The organism is Hymenobacter sp. 5516J-16 (genome assembly GCF_022919335.1).
GTDB classification, from domain to species: Bacteria; Bacteroidota; Bacteroidia; order Cytophagales; family Hymenobacteraceae; genus Hymenobacter; species Hymenobacter sublimis.
In genome coordinates, this window is sequence record NZ_CP095058.1 from 1,530,120 (window position 1) to 1,548,853 (window position 18,734).

At 58.1% G+C, this 18,734-nt stretch carries 21 protein-coding genes and 1 pseudogene; 11 read left to right on the forward strand and 11 right to left on the reverse strand.

The genetic code is table 11. From position 1 onward, the window contains the following. Positions 1 to 30 precede the first annotated feature (30 nt). Positions 31 to 1,188 carry a hypothetical protein gene (locus MUN84_RS07465; protein WP_244697305.1) on the reverse strand — a complete coding sequence of 386 codons (1,158 nt, stop codon included), beginning with the start codon at positions 1,186 to 1,188 and terminating at the stop codon, positions 31 to 33. A 207-nt stretch (positions 1,189 to 1,395) separates the two neighbouring features. Between MUN84_RS07465 and recA the strand changes: the two genes are divergently transcribed. The 5 genes from recA to MUN84_RS07490 all read left to right on the forward strand — a co-directional run bounded on the left by recA (position 1,396) and on the right by MUN84_RS07490 (position 6,529). Continuing rightward, complete coding sequence (recA, locus tag MUN84_RS07470) at positions 1,396 to 2,487, forward strand: recombinase RecA (RefSeq protein ID WP_244697306.1); 1,092 nt, start codon at positions 1,396 to 1,398, stop codon at positions 2,485 to 2,487. A gap of 249 nt (positions 2,488 to 2,736) precedes the next feature. Next, positions 2,737 to 3,567 (forward strand): DUF3108 domain-containing protein, encoded by an 831-nt coding sequence (locus MUN84_RS07475; protein WP_244697307.1) that lies wholly within the window; start codon positions 2,737 to 2,739, stop codon positions 3,565 to 3,567. A 311-nt stretch (positions 3,568 to 3,878) separates the two neighbouring features. After that, positions 3,879 to 4,580 carry a response regulator transcription factor gene (locus MUN84_RS07480; RefSeq protein WP_244698704.1) on the forward strand — a complete coding sequence of 234 codons (702 nt, stop codon included), beginning with the start codon at positions 3,879 to 3,881 and terminating at the stop codon, positions 4,578 to 4,580. Positions 4,581 to 4,700: 120 nt separating this feature from the next. Further along, entirely contained in the window at positions 4,701 to 5,789 is a 1,089-nt protein-coding gene (locus MUN84_RS07485; protein WP_244697308.1) for a sensor histidine kinase, read from the forward strand. Between the two features lie 26 nt (positions 5,790 to 5,815). Further along, a complete protein-coding gene (locus MUN84_RS07490) occupies positions 5,816 to 6,529 on the forward strand; it encodes an RluA family pseudouridine synthase (RefSeq protein WP_244697309.1) in 714 nt (237 codons plus the stop codon). Between the two features lie 75 nt (positions 6,530 to 6,604). Here MUN84_RS07490 and MUN84_RS07495 read toward each other — a convergent pair whose 3' ends face one another. Both MUN84_RS07495 and MUN84_RS07500 read right to left on the reverse strand, forming a co-directional pair. After that, on the reverse strand, positions 6,605 to 7,705 hold the full coding sequence (locus MUN84_RS07495) for a hypothetical protein (RefSeq protein ID WP_244697310.1): 1,101 nt from the start codon (positions 7,703 to 7,705) through the stop codon (positions 6,605 to 6,607). Then, positions 7,660 to 8,067, reverse strand: coding sequence for a hypothetical protein (locus MUN84_RS07500; RefSeq protein WP_244697311.1), 408 nt, complete (start codon positions 8,065 to 8,067; stop codon positions 7,660 to 7,662). Before MUN84_RS07500 ends, MUN84_RS07495 begins: the two co-directional genes overlap by 46 nt. A gap of 170 nt (positions 8,068 to 8,237) precedes the next feature. On the opposite strand from MUN84_RS07500, the pseudogene rplM reads away from it, so the two are divergent. The 4 genes and pseudogenes from rplM to tsf all read left to right on the forward strand — a co-directional run bounded on the left by rplM (position 8,238) and on the right by tsf (position 10,893). Next, positions 8,238 to 8,689: pseudogene (gene rplM / locus MUN84_RS07505) on the forward strand (50S ribosomal protein L13). A 33-nt stretch (positions 8,690 to 8,722) separates the two neighbouring features. After that, positions 8,723 to 9,109, forward strand: coding sequence for a 30S ribosomal protein S9 (gene rpsI, locus MUN84_RS07510; RefSeq protein ID WP_188556112.1), 387 nt, complete (start codon positions 8,723 to 8,725; stop codon positions 9,107 to 9,109). Positions 9,110 to 9,127: 18 nt separating this feature from the next. After that, a complete protein-coding gene (rpsB, locus tag MUN84_RS07515) occupies positions 9,128 to 9,895 on the forward strand; it encodes a 30S ribosomal protein S2 (RefSeq protein ID WP_188556111.1) in 768 nt (255 codons plus the stop codon). A gap of 158 nt (positions 9,896 to 10,053) precedes the next feature. Further along, positions 10,054 to 10,893: a translation elongation factor Ts gene (gene tsf / locus MUN84_RS07520; RefSeq protein ID WP_244697312.1), complete on the forward strand. Its 840-nt coding sequence runs from the start codon at positions 10,054 to 10,056 to the stop codon at positions 10,891 to 10,893. 68 nt (positions 10,894 to 10,961) lie between these two features. Here tsf and MUN84_RS07525 read toward each other — a convergent pair whose 3' ends face one another. The 6 genes from MUN84_RS07525 to MUN84_RS07550 form a co-directional block, all read right to left on the reverse strand. Continuing rightward, positions 10,962 to 11,564 carry a DUF6624 domain-containing protein gene (locus MUN84_RS07525; RefSeq protein ID WP_244697313.1) on the reverse strand — a complete coding sequence of 201 codons (603 nt, stop codon included), beginning with the start codon at positions 11,562 to 11,564 and terminating at the stop codon, positions 10,962 to 10,964. A gap of 103 nt (positions 11,565 to 11,667) precedes the next feature. Further along, the gene (locus MUN84_RS07530) at positions 11,668 to 12,717 is read right to left on the reverse strand and encodes a DUF3089 domain-containing protein (RefSeq protein WP_244697314.1); all 1,050 of its coding nucleotides are present in this window, start codon (positions 12,715 to 12,717) and stop codon (positions 11,668 to 11,670) included. A 135-nt stretch (positions 12,718 to 12,852) separates the two neighbouring features. Then, positions 12,853 to 13,749: a hypothetical protein gene (locus tag MUN84_RS07535; protein WP_244697315.1), complete on the reverse strand. Its 897-nt coding sequence runs from the start codon at positions 13,747 to 13,749 to the stop codon at positions 12,853 to 12,855. Beyond that, on the reverse strand, positions 13,731 to 13,949 hold the full coding sequence (locus MUN84_RS07540; RefSeq protein WP_244697316.1) for a hypothetical protein: 219 nt from the start codon (positions 13,947 to 13,949) through the stop codon (positions 13,731 to 13,733). The genes MUN84_RS07535 and MUN84_RS07540 overlap by 19 nt, the downstream gene beginning before the upstream one ends. Continuing rightward, positions 13,937 to 14,137: an SHOCT domain-containing protein gene (locus MUN84_RS07545; RefSeq protein WP_244697317.1), complete on the reverse strand. Its 201-nt coding sequence runs from the start codon at positions 14,135 to 14,137 to the stop codon at positions 13,937 to 13,939. Before MUN84_RS07545 ends, MUN84_RS07540 begins: the two co-directional genes overlap by 13 nt. A gap of 35 nt (positions 14,138 to 14,172) precedes the next feature. Then, positions 14,173 to 14,898, reverse strand: a complete 726-nt coding sequence (locus tag MUN84_RS07550; RefSeq protein WP_244697318.1) for a hypothetical protein — start codon at positions 14,896 to 14,898, stop codon at positions 14,173 to 14,175. 33 nt (positions 14,899 to 14,931) lie between these two features. Here MUN84_RS07550 and MUN84_RS23670 point away from each other — a divergent pair, with 33 nt between their 5' ends. Then, on the forward strand, positions 14,932 to 15,114 hold the full coding sequence (locus MUN84_RS23670; protein WP_317239145.1) for a hypothetical protein: 183 nt from the start codon (positions 14,932 to 14,934) through the stop codon (positions 15,112 to 15,114). A gap of 237 nt (positions 15,115 to 15,351) precedes the next feature. Beyond that, a complete protein-coding gene (locus MUN84_RS07560) occupies positions 15,352 to 15,537 on the forward strand; it encodes a hypothetical protein (protein WP_244697319.1) in 186 nt (61 codons plus the stop codon). An 87-nt stretch (positions 15,538 to 15,624) separates the two neighbouring features. On the opposite strand, the gene MUN84_RS07565 is transcribed toward MUN84_RS07560, so the two are convergent. Both MUN84_RS07565 and MUN84_RS07570 read right to left on the reverse strand, forming a co-directional pair. Then, positions 15,625 to 16,701: a YeiH family protein gene (locus tag MUN84_RS07565; protein WP_244697320.1), complete on the reverse strand. Its 1,077-nt coding sequence runs from the start codon at positions 16,699 to 16,701 to the stop codon at positions 15,625 to 15,627. A gap of 81 nt (positions 16,702 to 16,782) precedes the next feature. Further along, positions 16,783 to 17,682 carry a LysR substrate-binding domain-containing protein gene (locus tag MUN84_RS07570; RefSeq protein ID WP_244697321.1) on the reverse strand — a complete coding sequence of 300 codons (900 nt, stop codon included), beginning with the start codon at positions 17,680 to 17,682 and terminating at the stop codon, positions 16,783 to 16,785. Positions 17,683 to 18,734: the final 1,052 nt, after the last annotated feature.

Genomic DNA, 18,734 nt, shown 5'->3' on the forward strand with positions numbered 1-18,734 from the left:
GGCAATGGTCCAGCTTTGAGGCTTAGCTGGCTAATCGTTCGCGCGCTTGAGCGTGGTTAGCAGAAAGCTCTGGTTGAAGTTCAGGTAGAGCGCAAAGGAGAAGTCGAACAACCCGTTGTTCAGGTCATACAGCGGCTCGAAGCGCGTAGTCAGCGTCACGTTCCCCGGCAGGCGGTAGTCGCGCAGCACCCGCAGAATCAGCAGTTGCCGCTGTTTTTCGATGTAGTCGGGGTCGGCCACGGATACTGAGACAGATTGATACAGCCGCCCACCTATGGGGGAAATGTAGCCGCTACCCTGCCAGTACGCGAGCTGCAGGTTGGAGAGGCGCGTATCGAGCCCGGCGTTCAGGTACAGGCCGGTGCCGCTTGCAAATGGGAGTACTCGGGTAAAAGAGTAATCAGTGAAGTAGGTAACGTACCCATCGAAATGCGCGGCTTGCACCAAATGGTAAGGCAATGCCCGCCGGACCCGTACCCCAGTTGCCAGGTTGAACAGGGTTTGCAAGGGCTTATCGATGGTATCGAGCTGGCCACCGCGGTGGGTGGCTGTGAACTGAAACGGCAGCTTTAGTAACCAACCGGTCGAGTCTCCTAGCAGGGTGCGCTCAGCACTGAGGCCGCCGGCTACTTCTTCCTGAAAGTTGCTGAACCGGTATTGCTGCCGCTCCCAGTTCACCCAGGCATCAAGGCGCGACCGGGGCGTTTGGTACTGGTACTGCACGCCTTCTTCCAAGCGGTTCGTTATTACTCGCTCAAAGTCAAACATCGGCTCGATGTAGCCATGATTCAGATGCCCTTCCAGGTTACCGAAAATCAGGTTGTGGTAGCCCTGCCGGTACTTGAGCGTGAACAGGGGCCGTACCTGCCGAAGCCGGGGCGTGCCGTAGTCTTTCCACAGGAACACCCCGGCCTCCAGTCGCAGATTGGCCGACGGAAAATACACCAGCCGGGGCGCCAGCTGGGCCCCGAAATAGGTAAGACCCGGATCAATTTTGTTGAAGTACTCGTTGTCCTTGTTGAATAGAAACCCTTGCACATCGAGGCGCAGCTGCCGCTCGTAGGCGGGCCCCACGGGCAACGTGTACTGAAATGCCCGGTTGTCGAGCTGGGCCCACCCCACGGAAATGTTGCCTAGCCCGGCTACCAACGTCAGTATCAGGATGGTAGAAAAGCGCGTGTTTCCCAAAAATTTTAGCACCGGAAAATTCACCTAAACTCAACGAATTTTTTTAGCATTGTGGGCACAAAATATAGCCCAGCCGCGTTACTATTAGCCGACCTGAAAAGGGCCCGGCACGGTAGCCTGAGCCGGCCTGCTGCGCACTTATGTGAGCCGGCCAAAAAGGGCTACATTCACCAAACCTAAGCATTTCCAAACAACCCCTCCTATAGTATGGCTGCAACCACTGACAAGGCCGTCAACGCCAATGCCGAGAAAATGAAAGCTCTCCAGCTGACCCTGGATAAGCTAGACAAGAACTACGGCAAAGGCACCGTAATGAAGCTCAGCGACAACAAGGTGATGGACGTCGAGGTCATCAGCACCGGTTCGCTGGGTTTGGATATTGCCCTGGGTGTAGGCGGCTTGCCTAAAGGCCGCGTCGTAGAAATCTACGGCCCAGAATCGTCGGGTAAAACCACGCTAACGATGCACGCCATTGCCGAAGCCCAGAAAAAGGGTGGCATTGCGGCCTTCATCGACGCCGAACACGCCTTCGATCCGCTGTACGCCAAGAAGCTCGGCATCGACACCGAAAACCTGCTCATCGCCCAGCCCGACAACGGGGAGCAAGCCCTGGAAATTGCCGATCAGCTGATTTCCTCGGGTGCCATCGACATCATCGTTATTGACTCGGTAGCGGCTCTGGTACCGAAAGGCGAGTTGGAAGGCGACATGGGTGACTCCAAGGTAGGTCTGCACGCCCGTCTGATGTCGCAGGCTCTGCGTAAGCTTACCGGCACCATCAACAAGACCAACTGCCTGTGCATTTTCATCAACCAGCTGCGGGAAAAAATCGGGGTTATGTTCGGCTCGCCCGAAACGACTACCGGTGGTAACGCCCTGAAGTTCTACGCCTCGGTTCGTCTCGACATCCGTCGGATCGGCCAGATCAAGGAAGACAAGGACAACGTGACTGGTAACCGCACCAAAGTGAAGGTGGTAAAAAACAAGGTAGCGCCGCCCTTCAAGGTGATTGAGTTCGACATTATCTACAACGAAGGCATTTCCAAAGTAGGCGAGATTCTCGACCTGGGCGTTGACATGGGCATTATTGCCAAGTCAGGCTCCTGGTTCTCCTACGATGGCAACCGCCTGGGCCAGGGCCGCGAGGGTGTGAAAACCATCCTCCAGGACAACCCCGACCTAGCCGACAAAATCGAGGCTCAGATCCGGGCCATGGTGAAAGGGGAGCCGGAAGTTGCTTTGGCCGCTATTCCGGAAGACCGCTCCACGGATGAGGACGATGATGCCGCTGACCTGTAAGACTTCCTTGAAGTCTGTTTTTGAAAAGCCCCGCCATTTCTGGCGGGGCTTTTTTTATGGCTTGGCAGTCAGGGTGCTAGGCTGGACTGTAGCGCGGCTATGAAGCCGACGAAAGCAAGGCCGGCGGCTACCTACTCAGATGAGCTACTGTTTTCATACTGGCTATTTCTTGTGCTGTTATAATCCGATTATCTTTGCTGGCACCCCATTTGAGTAGGCACCGGCTACACCCTTATTCGCCGCTTTTACATGATTCGCCGCTGGCTTTTGTTTCCTGTACTTGCGCTGCCGTTGGCAGCGGTCCTGACTGCTTTTGGCCCTTCTTCCGAACCGACGCGCACGGTCCCAAACTCTAGCTTTGAGCGCGGGGAAGTACTTCAATATAAAGTGCACTATGGGCTCATCAACGCGGCCGAGGCCACGATTGAGGTAGACGACGCCGTGCACCGCATTAATGAGCGGCCCTGCTACCGGGCTACCGTTACTGGCCGCACCCTGGGCTCTTTCGATTATTTCCTGCGGATTCGGGATACTTGGCGCTCCTACATCGATACTACCAGTATTCTACCTCAGCGCTTCTTCCGCAACATTGAGGAGAAGAGTTACCGCAAGCGCGAGACCATAGACTTCGACCACCAGCGCGACATTGCTAACGTGGAAAGTCATAAGAAGGACAAGAACGACGTAAAGAAGGGCACGTTCAAAACGCCTAATAACGTCCAGGACCTAGTCAGCGGCTTTTACTTCCTGCGCACGCTCAACTACGACCAGCGCCGGCCCGGGGAAGTAATCAAGGTTCAGGGGTTCTTCGACAACGACGTCTTTAACATGGATGTCATCTACAAGGGCCGGGAAACGGTGGAAACCAAAGCGGGCGTCATCCGCGCCATTCGCCTGGTCCCGAAAATGCCCAGCAACAAGCTCTTTAAAGGAGAAAACGCCATTTCGGTGTATCTCTCCGACGACCGGAACAAAGTGCCGGTACTGATTCAGGCGGAAATGTTCGTGGGCTCCGTAAAGGTGGACATGTACAAGTACAAAGGCCTCCGAAACCGGCTGAATCTGGTGGCAACAAACTGATGCTTTTGTGAAGCGGCTCCCGTTGGGGGCCGCTTTTCTTTTTTAGTGCTCTTCTCAGTCCGACTTCTTTCTACCTGATGCAGACTACCTTAGCTTCCCGACGTCGTCCTACCTTGCTGCCGCCCCGGCCGGTTGCTTCCCCGGTTGCTCCCAAGCCGGCGGTTTCCCTGGTCGACTTCGTGTGGCCGATTCCGCTGCCGGCGCCCTCGTCACCCCGGGCCGCTGGTAATGAAAACGTAATACGCCGGGCCCGGCGGCCGGCGGTACTTTTGTCTTCGCGCATTCTGTTTTACCCCAAACCACCTCGTCCTGTGCAGCCAACCGTCACCCCCAACGCGTACAAAATCCTGGTAGTCGATGACGATCCGGACATCGTGGAACTGCTGGAGTACAACCTGCGCAAGGAAGGCTACGAGGTAGCCAGCGCCCCCGACGGCCGCAAGGCCCTGGAAGTAGCCCCGCAATTCGGCCCCGACATTATTCTGCTAGACGTGATGATGCCCCACCTGGATGGCATTGCCGCCTGCCGCCAGCTCCGGGAGCTACCCCGCTTCAAGGATACCTACATTATCTTCCTAACGGCCCGGGCCGAGGAGTTTTCGGAGGTGGCCGCGTTTGAGGCCGGCGCCGACGACTTTATTGCTAAGCCCATTAAGCCCCGGGCCCTGCTCAGCCGCTTAGCCGCCTTCGTGCGCCGCGACAAAGACCCGCAAGTGCAGCTGGATACCATCGAAATCAACGGGCTCAAGATTGACCGCACGGGTTTTGCCGTTTTCCAGGAGGGCCGGAAGATTACGCTGCCCAAAAAGGAGTTTGAATTACTGGCGTTTTTGGCCGCTTCACCCCACAAAGTATTCGGCCGCGACGAGCTGCTCCAGAACATTTGGGGTAACGACGTATTCGTGCTAGCCCGCACCGTGGACGTGCACGTGCGCAAAGTCCGGGAGAAAGTCGGCGACCATCATATTCAAACCATCAAAGGCGTCGGCTACAAGTTTAATACGGACAACTAAGTGAGTTGGTGAAATGATGAAATGGTGAGGTTGATGTTCCGCTAGCCCACTAGCGCAGTGTGCGCAGGTAGAACATCAACCTCACCATTTCACCAGCTCACTCGCTCACCACTTCACCCCATGCGGTTTACGATTTCCTCGCGCGCTATTGCTGTTATCCTGTCCTTGCTGGTAGCGGCCGTGCTGACCACCTTGGTATGGGTGGCGCCTACCCTGCCCATGCGCGAAGGAGTTTTAGCAGCGGGCGTTACTATAGCAGCGTGCTTTCTACTGCTGTACTTAATGTTTGAGGCCCTAATTTTTCGGGAAATCAACACCCTGTACGAAGGGCTGGAGCATATCAAGCGCAAGGAATTTCGACGCATGTCGAACAAGTTTCTGTTTCGGCCGGAACCACTCAAGCGCATGCGCGACGAGATTCTGGACATGGCCCAGCGCAAGCAGCAGGAAATTGACGAACTCAAGCGCCTGCAAGTGCTACGGCGAGAGTTCCTGGCCGATGTATCGCACGAGCTGAAAACCCCAATTTTTGCGGCCCAGGGCTTTGTGCATACTATTCTTGATGACGAGGATATTGACGAGCACACCCGCAAGAAATTTCTCCAGAAAGCCGCCACCAGCCTCGACGCCCTAGATTCTCTGGTGCAGGACTTAGTCACTATTTCCCAGCTTGAGAAAGGGGTGGTGCGCATGCGCCGCCAGGTGTTCGATATTTCGCAGCTAGTGCGCGACATTTTTGAGCAGCTGGAACTGAAGGCCGCCCGGCGCAACGTTACGCTGGCGCTGGCGCCATCGCAGCTGCCGAACGCCGAAACTCGCGTATTGGCCGACCGGAACCGTATTCGGCAGGTTCTGATTAACCTGATTGACAACGCCATTAAGTACGGCCGCGAAAATGGCCACGTCACGGTAGCCGTAGCGGAAAGCGGCAAAGGGGTACGTATTAGCGTGCAGGACGACGGCGAAGGTATTCCGAAGCAGCACCATAACCGCATTTTCGAGCGCTTCTACCGCATCGACAAGAGCCGCAGCCGCGAGTCGCGGGAGGCGGGCGGCTCAGGTCTGGGCCTAGCCATCAGTAAGCACATTGTGGAGGCGCACCGCTCCACCATCCGGGTGCACAGCGAGGTAGGCCAAGGTACTACCCTAGAGTTCAAGCTGCCCAAGCCCCGGGCCGCGGCTGCGGCGCTGGCTGCAAATGCCACCTAAGAAGTAAGTACCTTTGGAGCTCTTATATGAAGCTGCCCCATTTCACTGACCTGATTCTGTTTGAGGACGAGGACTTCGTCATCATCAACAAGCCCCCTTTCTTGGCCACGCTCGACGAGCGGTTCGGCGGGGCACAGAACATCCTACGCCTAGCGCGGGAGCACTACGACGATATTCAGGCCTGCCACCGCCTCGATAAAGAAACCAGCGGGGCCTTGGCCCTGGCCAAAAACCCGGCGGCCTACCGCCACCTGGCCATGCAGTTCGAAAACCGCGAGGTAAAAAAAGTGTACCACGCCGTAGCCTGGGGCGTGCACGACTACAATGGCCTACGCGTGGACCGCAGCATTGAAACCACCACCAAGGGCAAGGCGCGCCTGGCGTACAAGGGCAAGCCGGCCGTAACGCTGGTGCGCACGCTGGAAGCCTACGCCCGCCACACGTTGCTAGAATGCCAGCCCATTACCGGCCGCATGCACCAAATCCGGCTGCACCTGGCGTACCTGCAGGCTCCCATCGTGGGCGACGGCATGTACGGCGGGGACGATTTCTACTTGTCGTCGCTCAAGAAGAAGTTTAACATGAAGCAGGGCGAGGATGAGCAGCCGTTTATCAAGCGGTTTGCCCTGCACGCCGCCCAGCTTACCTTCGCCAAAATGGATGGTGAGCAAGTAACCATTGAGGCCCCCTACCCCAAGGATTTTCGGGTGCTAGTCGATACGCTTCGGCAATATCAGTAGTCTCGTGGTACTAGCTAGTTGAAAAAGAGCGGCCCCGTAATTGGGGCCGCTCTTTTTACTTGTTGGCTGGTAGCCCTACAACTTCTGGAAAATGGCAATGCGCACGGAGTCGGCGGTAGGTTTGCGGCGGTTGCGGGGCATGGCGGCCAGCCACCGTAGCCGGTAGTGCGGGTCATTGCGTAGCGTCTCGAACGGCACCTGGCCTTCCATCACTGCGTACCAGTCGTCCCAGATTACCAACGTGCCGCTGGGGAGCGGCCAGCTCTGCTCGCGCACGGCGGGCATCAAACTATGACCGGGCCCGAATGGATCGGTTTGCAAGGGCAACGCTAGGTAGGGATGCTGAAACACGACGTGCGGCAATGCACCCTGACGCCGGGTCCAGCGGGCCGCAGCGTCGGCCAGCAACTGGTCGGAGGGACGGCCAAAGTCTCGCTCCCACCGAAAAGCTGCCCGAGCCCCGCAGAACAGAAAGCCCACCACGGCTACGACTAGGCCCACCCGAATCCGTTGCCGTGCTACCTCCGTGCGGCCCATGCTAGTAATAACGCCTACCCCACGCAAGGCAATCAGGCTTACCAAGGGTACTATGCAGCACAGCACCCGGGTAAGCCCAAACGAACCAAAAATCCCGAACGTCCAGAAAATAGTGTGGGCTCCGATAAAGACCACCACGCTGCCATACACCAGCAGCAATTCGGCCGTGAACTTTTCCGGCCGCAGCCGCGTCGCTGGTTTCACCCATTCCCAGAGCATGCGCAGGCCTCCTAGCCAAAACAAGCCGTACAGCACCCATCCTACCGTATTTGGCAGGCTGATGATGAAGTGATTCCATTGCCCCTGCCCGTAGCTTTCATTCCGGACGGGGTAGGCATTGTGCGTAAACACCCACAGAAAGTCCTGGTACACGAACAATCCAGCCACCCCGTACACCACAAAGCCCAGCCCTAGCCACGGCAGCGCCCGCCAGTTGCGAGTTACCAGCAAATAGAAGCCGTACACTCCCAATAGGATAAAACCTTCTGACCGGGCGAACGGCAACAGGGAAATTACAGCCGCTCCCCACCGAGCTTGCCCTCGCAGGGCCAGGGCCACGCTGGCTATCAGCACCAGGCTAAAAAGCGGCTCCGTCAGCCCCGAAAATTGAATGCGGAAGTAATCGGGGAAGCGTAGCAAAACAGAATGGCAAGCCAGGGCCACGGCAGACGCAACGCGCGGGCGGCTCCGTACGCAAACCAGGCCGACGCAGCCACCAGCAGGCACTGCAGCACCATCACCCCACGGAGCCCTGCCTGCGCCGGAACCGCCATCAACTCCACTACCAAAGGCTTAGACCACGACTCCAAGAAGTTAATGGGGTGCTGAAAGGCGTAGCGGGCGTAGAGGTAGTGGTTGATGCTGTCGCCGGAATCGTAGGTGCCTTCCGTGATAAAGGCTGTAAGCAACGACACGAGCAGCAAGGCAAGCAGGAGGGCGTACGCCCGGCGGCTGGAGGGTAAGGCAACGGCCGGTGCCGAAGGAGAGGTAGAGGGTAGCATAATGGCCGTAAAAGTACACAGCCGTACTGGGGAGGCCACTCTGCAAGTGTTTCAGAGACAATAATTAGCCCCCCGCTTGAATATTCGGGGAAAGACGGTAACTTTGTGTCCGTTTTCCCCGAACCCTGTTCGGCTTCTTCTTCATTTTCAAACGCTTATCCTCCTCCCCAATGGATCATCTGAGCTTCAAGACGGTATCCGTCAACAAAGCCAACGCCAACAAGGGCTGGGTTGTGGTTGACGCCGCCGACGCTACCCTGGGTCGTCTGGCCAGCCAAATTGCCAACATGCTGCGTGGCAAGCACAAGCCCTCCTTCACGCCCAACTCGGATTGTGGCGACAACGTCATCGTCATCAACGCCGACAACCTCCGCGTGACTGGCAAAAAGATGACCGACAAAATTTACATCACCCACTCGGGCTACCCCGGCGGTCAGAAGCGCATTAACCTGCGCGACAAGAAAGCCAAGGACTCGACCCGTGTGATTGAGCACGCTGTTCGGGCATGCTGCAGGGCAACAAGCTGGGCGCGGAGCAGTTCCGCAACCTGTTCGTGTACGCCGGCACCAGCCACCCCCACGAAGCTCAGCAGCCCAAAGCTGTTTCTCTCACGAATCTCTAAGCCGATTTCGGCCTCTCTTAACTTCTTCACTTAATGGAAATCTCCAATACCTCTGGTAGAAGAAAAACCTCGGTGGCCCGCATCTACATGCAGGCCGGGCAAGGGAATATCACTATCAACGGCCGGGACATCAAGGCGTACTTCGCTAACGAGCTCCTGGAAAACATCGTGAACCAGCCCTTGGCGACGGTCGAGCAAGTCGGCCAGTACGACATCAAGGTAAACGTGCGCGGTGGTGGCATTTCGGCCCAGGCCGAGGCTATCCGTCTGGCCATCTCGAAAGCCCTCGTGGGCGACAACGCGGAGGTTCGCCCCGCGCTGAAAAAAGAAGGCTTCCTGACCCGTGACCCGCGCATGGTGGAACGCAAGAAATTCGGCAAGCGTAAGGCTCGTCGCTCGTTCCAGTTCTCGAAACGCTAATCCCAGAGGAAATCTATCATGGCTCAGTCCACCACATATAAAGAACTGCTTGATGCCGGTGCCCACTTTGGTCACCTTACGCGCAAGTGGGACCCGAAAATGGCGCCGTACATCTTCATGGAGAAGAACGGCATCCATATCATTGACCTGAACAAAACGCTGGTTTCGCTGGAGCAGGCTTCGGCCGCTATCCGCAACATTGCCAAGAGCGGCCGCAAGGTGATGTTCGTGGCAACGAAGAAGCAGGCGCAGGAAATTGTAACGGAAGAGGCTAAGCGCCTGAAAATGCCTTTCGTAACGGACCGGTGGTTGGGCGGCATGCTCACCAACTTCACTACCGTTCGCAAGTCGCTGAAGAAAATGAGCACCATCGACAAGATGGTGAAGGAAAACACCGCTTACGCTGCTCTTGCAAAGCGCGAGCGTCTCATGCTGTCGCGTGAGCGGGAGAAGCTGGAGCGTGTTCTGGGCGGCATCGCCGACCTGAGCCGCCTGCCCGCTGCTCTGTTCGTAGTAGACGTTAAGCGCGAGCACATTGCCGTGAAAGAAGCGCAGAAACTGGGCATCCCGGTTTTCGCTATCTGCGATACGAACTCGAACCCCGAGCTGGTTCAGTTCCCCATCCCGGCCAACGACGACGCTTCGAAGTCTATCCAGCTCATCGTGAGCGTAATGGGTAAGGCTATTGAGGATGGTCTGTCGGAGCGGAAAGTCGACAAGGAAGATGCCGACAAGAAGCAAGCCGAAGAAGAAGGCATCCAGGAGAAGCAGAACGCCGACGAATAGTCTTGGAGGAAGTAGAAGCTAGGAGCTAGAAGTTAGAATCTGTGATGCCGGCCACTTGCCCATTCAGTTCTGACTTTTGGCTCCTAGCTTCTTTACGTTCCCTCCTACCCTCTCATTTCATTCTAACTACTAGCTTCTAGCTACTAACTCCCAAAGAAATGGCAGCAATTACCGCCGCAGACGTGAACAAGCTGCGCACCATGACGGGTGCGGGCATGATGGATTGCAAAAAAGCGCTGACCGAAGCCGATGGCGACTTCGAAGCTGCTCGCGACATTCTGCGCAAGCAGGGCCAGAAAATTGCCGACAAGCGTTCAGAAAATGCTACCTCCGAAGGCCTCGTGCTGGCGGCCGTTAGCGAAGATGGCACCAACGGCAAACTGGTAGCGCTGGCTTGCGAAACCGAGCCCGTTGCCAAAGTGGAAGACTTCAAAAACCTGGCCCAGCAAATTCTGGCTACGGCCGTGAAAAGCAACGCCGCTTCGAAAGAAGAGCTGCTGGCTTCGGCCCAGGAAGATGGCCGCTCCCTGCAGGAGCACATCACCGACCTGATGGGCAAAATCGGGGAGAAGCTGGACGTGGTAGCGTACGAGAACGTAACGGCTGAGAAAGTAGCTTCCTACATCCACTCGGACAATAAGAAGGGCGTTCTGGTAGCCATGAAGAACGTAGGTGGCGCCGACGTAGCCGCCGTAGGCCGCGACGTAGCCATGCAAATCGTGGCCATGCGCCCGGTTGCTCTCGACAAAGATGGCGTTGACGCTGCTACCATTGAGCGCGAAATCGAAATCGGCAAAGAGCAGGCTCGTTCGGAAGGCAAGCCCGAGGCGATGCTGGAGAAGATTGCTCAGGGCAAGCTGAACAAGTTCTACAAGGAGAACACCCTGCTCAACCAGGAATTCGTGAAGGACAACTCGGTAACCATCGCCCAACTGCTCGACAAAACGCAAAAAGGCCTGACCATTTCGGACTTTAAGCGCGTAGCCATTGTAGGCTAAGCTTCGCGGAAGTTTAAAAGCAAAAAGCCCCGTCGTTTACTTCCGGCGGGGCTTTTTTGCGTCTGACGCTATTGCACGGCTGACGCCGGTTTGTTCATCTCAATGTGCGTCTTCGTCATCATGTCCAGGTACTTTTCTAGCGGCTCCATGCGGATGGCGGCGCGGCGCTGGTTGACGTGGGCTGGGTCGCGCAGAGACCTGGGCACGGCTTTGGCTGCGGGCGTACCCACCCCTTCATACGTGACTTGGGTTCCATACTCTTGTGGCTGGCCAGCATTGGTAGCTACACGGTCGGTGAGGTAGGCGTAGTTGACCGGACTGGCGTTTTGGCGCTTCACCTCGGGCAACATTAGCTTGAGCATGCGGCGCTGGAAGTCGGGGTGGGCGTCGGCGTGCTGCACCAGTAGCCAGAAGTTGCCGGCGCTTTTTTCGCCGACCTGCCGGAAGCCGGGGTAGCCAACCTGCCGCACAATTTTTTCCAGGACGGGCTGGTGGCGGGCGTAGTTTTCTTTTTCTACATCTACCAGGTTTCGGCCGGCGCTATCAGGAAGCTGCTGAAACAGTCGCTGCATCGGCCACTGGTCCACGTATGCCAAGCTATCCAGCGTTTTACTCAGCTTCGGGTACAGAACCGGCTTAGTTTGGGCTGCGGCTGCGAAGTTGACAGTCATGGCGACCAGGAACCAAGGATAAATCTTCATAGTGATGTGCACTTGTTATGTCGCTAAATATAAACATATCATCTCGTTCAACCTTTTTTGAACGGTTGATCAACTACCCCCCGTGCATAAACATACGGTAGGCCCGGACGCGCGCTTCAGCGTTCTGACGGATGTTGTAATAGAACAAGGAGTAGTCGGCGATGTGGAAAGAGTGGCGCAGCTCGGAGCGGCCGGGCAGCAGGAAACGGGGGTAGCCGGGGCGCACGGTTGGGTGAATCCAGACAAGGCCGTTGTGGACTTTGGCGTCAACCACGCGCTTATCAACCCCGCTGAAGGTATAGGGCACGCCACCCAGGTTTAAGCGGGCGGGGGCAGTAGTTGTGTCCCGGGTCCAGGTGAGCGGGTTTACGGCCACGCCGCCTTGAAAAGGTGGGTACTCGTGGCCCCACTCCACGGTGTTCCAGCCCACGTAGCAGCCGGTTTGGGTGGAGTCGTCGCAGGGACGCAGGACCTGGTATTCCTCGGGTTTTACTTTGTAGCCAATCAGGTAGGCTGCCACCAACTGCTTGCGCAGCTTGGGGTTCTGGTCGAAAAACTCTCGTAGCAGCCGCGTGGCGTGAAACGTGCCTTGGCTGTGACCAGCAATAATGACGGGCCGGCCCTGGTTGTAGTGGTCGAGGTAGTATTGAAAAGCGGTTTTTACGTCGCTGTACGCCAGGTCTAGGGCTTCTTTACCGTTCGTGCTTTTCTCGTCGAAAAAGGAAAACAGCGTGGCCTGCCGGTAACGCGGGGCGTACACGCGGGCCGTGCTGTTAAATACGGAGGCTTGCTTGCGGATCGTGCTGGCATCGGTGAAGCGGTTCACGCGCGCATCGGTCAGGCTGGCGTTCCACTGAGACCGGCTGAAATAGGTAGTAGGATGCACGAAGAAGACGTCGGCGGGCGCGTCGCGCTGCTGGTCGTGCAGTAAAGTGTGGCGTGGTACGAGGTCAGCGGAGTCGCGGCGGTCGGGCAGCGCGGCCCAGTTGTCCTCCATGCGGTAATCAGGCGCTTCCGGCTCAGGGTTGCGGGCGAAATCTTTGCCGGGCTTAATAACGGTAATACAGGAAGCGAAAGTCAGTAAAACGGCCAGCGTTGCTAAGCGAGACAGGGGGGTAAGCATTGGGTAGCAAGAGAATCCGGGGCGGTAAAAACACCAACGCGCGCTTCCCGTTGCAGAAAGCGCGCGTTGGAGGGGCAAAAATAAGCAGGAAAAAGCCGCTTGCCCAGGTGGTTGCCGTTGCGAAACCTGGCGCATCTACTCGCTAAACGTATTCTCTAGCAGCCGCTCCTGGCGCAGATAAACGATTTTGAAGTTCTTATCGAAGCGCACCCGCACCTGCGCTGTGGTTTGCTGCCGCTTCTGCAGCGACTGGCGCAGGGCTGAGCTTTTTTCAATAAAAGTCACTACCCGGGAGCCATCGTTGACGGGTGGGCTCACCTTTAGGCTGCCGGGCTCAATGGTGGTTTGCCCCTCCAGAAACTCCGGAAAGTGCGATTTTTCCAGCTCAGCCGAAATGGCAGCGGGGGTTGTGTTTTGCTGCAGATAGAAACGCTCTACCCGCGGCGCGAAGTAGGCTGCTGCCGAGAAAGGCGCCGCCTGCAAATCGGCGTAGTAATTCTGCAGCACGCCTTCAATCCGCGCCTGGGCTGCACCTTCGTCCACGGCGGGGGCGGCGGGCGGGGCCGTCGCCTCGGTGGGGGCAGTTGCCGGTTGCGCTACCGAATCGGGGGCGGGGGTAGTTACGGGCGGAGCTACGGGAGCTACCCGGACAGTTTCGGGTGCGGCAGCGGGCGGCAAGTCAATCTGCTCCGATTGGGGGCCTTCTTCCGGCCGAGTTGCCAACGAATCGGCGGCGGTTAGGGTGGTGCTGGTTAGGCGCTCCGAATCCTGATTGCCCAGCATTAGGTAGGCAACCAAGGCCAGGAGGGCCAAAATTCCGCCCACAATCAGGATGGTGCCGAGCGGACTTTTGGGCGGCGCAACGTACGACTCATCCTCCACTAGCTCGCTCTCTCCTACTGCCGCGGCCGGAGGCATAAACGCGTCGTCGCGGGTAGGAGAAGAACCGGGCCGGCCGGCTTCGAGAGGGTGCGACAGGCCGGGAGTAGTAGTGGGGGGCGTGGGCGGCTCCGCTACGTAGGCAGCGTGCAAAGGCCGTGAGGTCGTAACGGGGGCAGCAGCGGATCTTCCACGGGGCTGCCACCCGTACTGGCTGTTGAGGCGGGCGGCGGGCCCCCTACCGGCGTCATGGGCACGGCTTGGCTAAACGTAGCGGGCGGGGTAGGCGGCGCTACCGAAGGAGCCGGGGTAGCAACCGGAGGCGCGGGCGGCACCGGCGTCATGGGTACCACCGGGGGGCGGGGGTAGTGGGCGGAGCAGGCGCGGCAGGTGGAGCTGCCGAGCTGGCAGTAACACCCGCCGATTCACTGAACAGCAGCTTCTTTTTCAGGGTTTCGAACTCCTGGGGCGTAATGGTACCCGCATCGAGCCACTCCTTTAGCTGGCGCAGGGTGTCGAGGGGAGAAGGGTCTTTTTCCATGGCAGAAGAAAGGTAGCAGGCGGCAGCAAAGGCTCCTACTTCCGGTCGAGGTTGGTGAGGCGGGCGCGGCGACGCTCCAATTGCGCTTTACGCAATTCAGTGAGCCGAACGTTGTCGATGAGCTTCACGGAGTCCTCGGCCGACTTGAGCTTGTTGTCAGCATTTTGCTTGTTGAGCTGCTCAATCTTTTCCAGATTCGACTTGGTATTGTTAGCCAGGCTCGCGCGCTCCTTTTCAAGCTTTTCCTTATCCTTCTCGGCGGCGGTCAGCTGCTTCTCCGCTTCGGCAATCTGTTCGCGGTAGGCTTTGGTGCGCGCGGCGGCTGCAAAGCTCTGGGTCATGTTGCGCAGGGAACTGAACTCGGAGGGAGTACCAGTAGCCGACAAAAACGAATCGGGCCCCATGGCGGCCCACACCGACAACTCCGACACCGTGTCGGAGGGTGAAGTGACGGTGGAATACAGGTCCAGTAGCTTACCCGTGACGCTGGACATGGGCACTTGCTTGGCTTCGAGCACGTCTTTTTTGCCTACGCCAAACACGCCGGAGCCTTTCAGCTTAATGTTGTAAGTATCCTTCAGCCAGGCCTGCCAGTAGTCGCGGGTCCACTGGGCGGTGCCTTCTACTTGCACCTTTACCGCGTCCCGCTCCCGCTTGTCGTAGTTGACGCTGCTAGTACGCGCGTCGTAGAGCTGGGCGTGGGTAGCGGCCGGGGCCAGCAGCACCGCCAGCAGGAGGTATAAGCCGAAAAATTGTTTCATAAGAAGCAAAGCAAGGGGTAGGGAAGAAACAAGATGACCGAGAAACCGGCCCGGAGCCGGGTATCAGATACCGTGCCGGTCGAAGGCAGCCTGCAAATCTTGCTGCATGGCGCTGAAGCGCTGCACGGCAGCCTGCACGAATTCATCATCCAGGAGCAGATGTATATCCGCTTCGCTGGTCAGGTCCAGCTCGCTTACCTTATAGGTTTGCTCTAGGGGCCCTTTTCCAGCTTAATCAGGTATTTACCGTTCCAGCTGAACAGGGTGATTTTGGCGGCGGGATGCGGAATAATGGCGAGCTGGCGCATGGCAAACAGTACGTAGATGGGCGGGACGAAGATAGGCAGGGGCGAGTAACCCGGGGCAGTAGCTCAACATAACCAGGCCCCTGCCGGCGCGTATATTTTAGTAACAGCGCCAACTTAATCACCTCACCCTCAAGATACTTGCATCATGCCACAAGGAGACAAATCGGCCTACACCGACAAGCAAAAGCGGCAGGCAGAGCACATCGAAGAAAGCTACGAGAAGCGCGGCCTTTCGGAAGAAGAAGCCGAAAAGCGGGCCTGGGCCACCGTGAACAAGCAGGATGGCGGAGGCAAAAAAAGCGGTTCCGGTCGCAAAAAGTCCGGCGAGTAGTTTTTTTAGCAGCAGCCTATACAGTAGCGGCCCGACTCCACCGGAAGTCGGGCCGCTACTGTGTTGCGCCGGTTGAGCAAGGCTGTCTTAGCGGTGCAGAATCACGTAGAGCGAGACCGTAGAGATGAGCAGCCAAAGCGCCACGCCGAGCACGAAGGGCTTGGGACCCACCGATTTCACCGCCTGCATCGACAGCCCAGCCCCAATGAAAAATAGCGTCACCGTCAGGCCCATTTTAGCGAGCTGTACCAGCAGCGGCCCGACTTCCTGCCAGGCCCCACCAGCCTGCAGCGCGGGCAGGTAGGTGTTGAGCAGCATGGCCCCAATGAATCCCAGAATAAAGTAGGGCACTTTGATTTTGACGCCCTTCTGCTTGAACAGCAACGCCGTACCGACGGACACGGGAATAATCCAGAGGGCGCGAGCCAGCTTCACGGTAGTAGCCACCTGCAGGGCTTGGTCGCCGTAGGCGGTGGCTGCGCCCACCACGGAGCTGGTATCATGAATGGCAATGGCGCACCAGAGGCCGAATTGGTTTTGGGTCATGGCCAGGGCATGACCGATGGCCGGAAAGGCAAACAGGGCCACGGCGTTCAGTACGAATACCGTAGCCAACGCCACGGACATTTCTTCCTCTTTGGCCTTCAATACCGGGCCCACCGCCGCAATAGCGGAGCCTCCGCAAATGGCAGTGCCGCAAGAAATTAGGTGCGTTACGTGGCGGCCTAGCCCCAGCCAGCGGCCCAACCCGTAGCCTAGCGCCAGCGTGCCGGCAATGGAAGCCACCGTGAACAGCACGCCCTCCTGCCCGGCTTGCACCGCCGCGTGGGCGTTCATGCCAAAGCCCAACCCGATAACCGAGTACTGCAGCAGTTTGGGGGTAAGCTTGCGAGTTTGCGCCAGAAAAGGATTTCCTACCGTTTGCGCCAGCACCAACCCCAGGGCCAAGGCCAGCGGCGGAGATGCCCAGGGTGTTAGGCAAAACACGAGCAGCACCCCAAACACTGCACGAGCTACCCAAGCCGGCCGGGTTTTCTCTTGCCCTGCGCTAGGTGCTAGCGGTGGAAGTGTAGTTGCTGCAGTGCGAATTTTGGCGGCCCAGGGGTGGGGCTCGGGCGCATCGACCAGCACGGGAGGAGCGGCAACGGGTGGGGTAACTTTCATGGGTGGGAAACGAGCAATCAACTCCCCAAAAGTACGCTGGCCCCTGCCCTCCCGATAATCTTAAAAGGTTATCGGCAATAACTATAGGTTATACTGACGCTGGGCGTAGCGCAGAAAGCGTTCCGCTGGGCGAGACAAGGGCTGCCCCTGCACCCACAGGGCCTCGAAGTTGCGGGGCAACTGCAGGTGCTGCACCGGCACAATCTCCAGTAGGCCCGCGGCCAGCTCCCGCGTCAGGGCCCGGCGGGAAACGAAACCTAGGGCTTCGGGAGCCGCTTCGAGGTAGGACTTAATGGCTTCGGTGTTATCGAAGTAGAATGCCACCCGCAAGTCAGTAAGCTTGATTTTCTGCTCCCGCAGGGCAAACTCCAGTACCTCCAGCGTACCAGAGCCCCGCTCGCGCAGCACCAGCGGATGGGTTAGCGCTTCGGTTAACAGCATGGGCTCGGGCGGCGGCCCGGCGGGCGTGGCGCGGCGCACGGCTACCAACTCATCGGCCAGTAGGGGTTCGTAGTGCAGGTCGCGGTTTTTGGCGCGGCCTTCCACGAAACCTAGGTCGAGTTGCCCGCTGAGGATGGCCTCGGCAATCTGCTCGGAGTTGCCGTTCAGTAGGGTTAGCTCCACTTGGGGGTAGCGCTTCTGGAAGCCGGGTAGGATACCAGGTAGCACGTACTGCGTAAGGGTAGTGCTGGCCCCCAGGCGCAAACGCCCCGCCGCTTCGCCGTGCAGATTGTGCAGTTGCTCGGTTAGCTCCTGGTGAAGCTGGGCTACGGCATCGGCGTGGGCCAGCAGCAAGGTGCCGGCTGGCGTGAGGCTGACGCGGTTGCCGCGGCGCTCAAACAGGCGCTGCCCGTAGCTCTGCTCCAGCTCCCGGATGTGCTTGGTAATGGCAGGCTGACTGATGTAGAGTTCCTGGGCCGCCTTGGTGAAGCTCAGGTGGCGGGCAACGGACTGAAAAACGCGCAAACGAAAGTCGGGCATGCATGCAAGGTACGCGGCGGCCGGATGAGGTAGAAGCAGAGCTGGCTGCCTAGCCCACTGGCCTTATTTCCTGCTAGGCGGCTTCTGCCTAACTTGCTCCTCCCCTTTTTGCTACTTCATCTCATGAAAAAACCTTTTCTGACCGCGCTGGCGCTGCTGCCGCTGGCCGTTTCAGCCCAACAAACCGTGTACACGCCCGAGCTGCTCTGGAAGTTGGGTCGCCTGGGCGAAATGCAGGTGTCGCCAGACCGCCGCACGGTGGCCTACACCGTGACGCGCTATAGCTTAAGCGAGAACAAAGGCAACACCGACATTTGGGTGGTTCCCGTAGCTGGTGGCGCGGCCCGGCAACTCACTACCACGCCTACCTCCGAAAGCACCTTGAACTGGCGGTCCGATGGTAAGCTGACCTTTCTTTCCGGCGAAGGCGGCACCGACCAGCTTTACGTAATGAATGCCGACGGCTCGGGCAAGCAGAAGCTCAGCGAGTTTGCCGATGAGGGCCTAGCCAACCTGAAGTACGCGCCCACCGGCAAGTTCATCCTGTATACTCAGGACGTGAAAACCGGCAAATCGGTGCAGGATTGGTACCCCGACCTTCCCAAGGCCGATGCCAAGCTGATCGACGATTTGAACTACCGCCACTGGAACGTGTGGGACGACTTTAAATCCAGCCACGTCTTTTTCCAGCCCGTGGGGGATGATGGCAAGCCCACCGGCTATGGCAAGGACGTAATGCCCGGCGAGAAATTCGACGCCCCATTGGCTCCGCTGGGTGGCTCCGAACAGCTGGCGTTTTCGCCCGACGGCTACCGCCTGGCCTACACCTCACGCAAGCTCTACGGCAAGGCCGAAGCCGAAAGCACTAACTCCGATATTTACCTCTACGACATCCGGGAAGGCAAAACCCAGAACCTCTCGGAAGGCCTCGGCGGCTACGACACGGAGCCAAGCTTCTCGCCCGATGGCTCGAAAGTAGCCTGGCTGAGCATGGCGACGCCCGGCTTCGAGTCGGACCGCAACGGCATTGTGGTCTACGACTTCAAGACCAA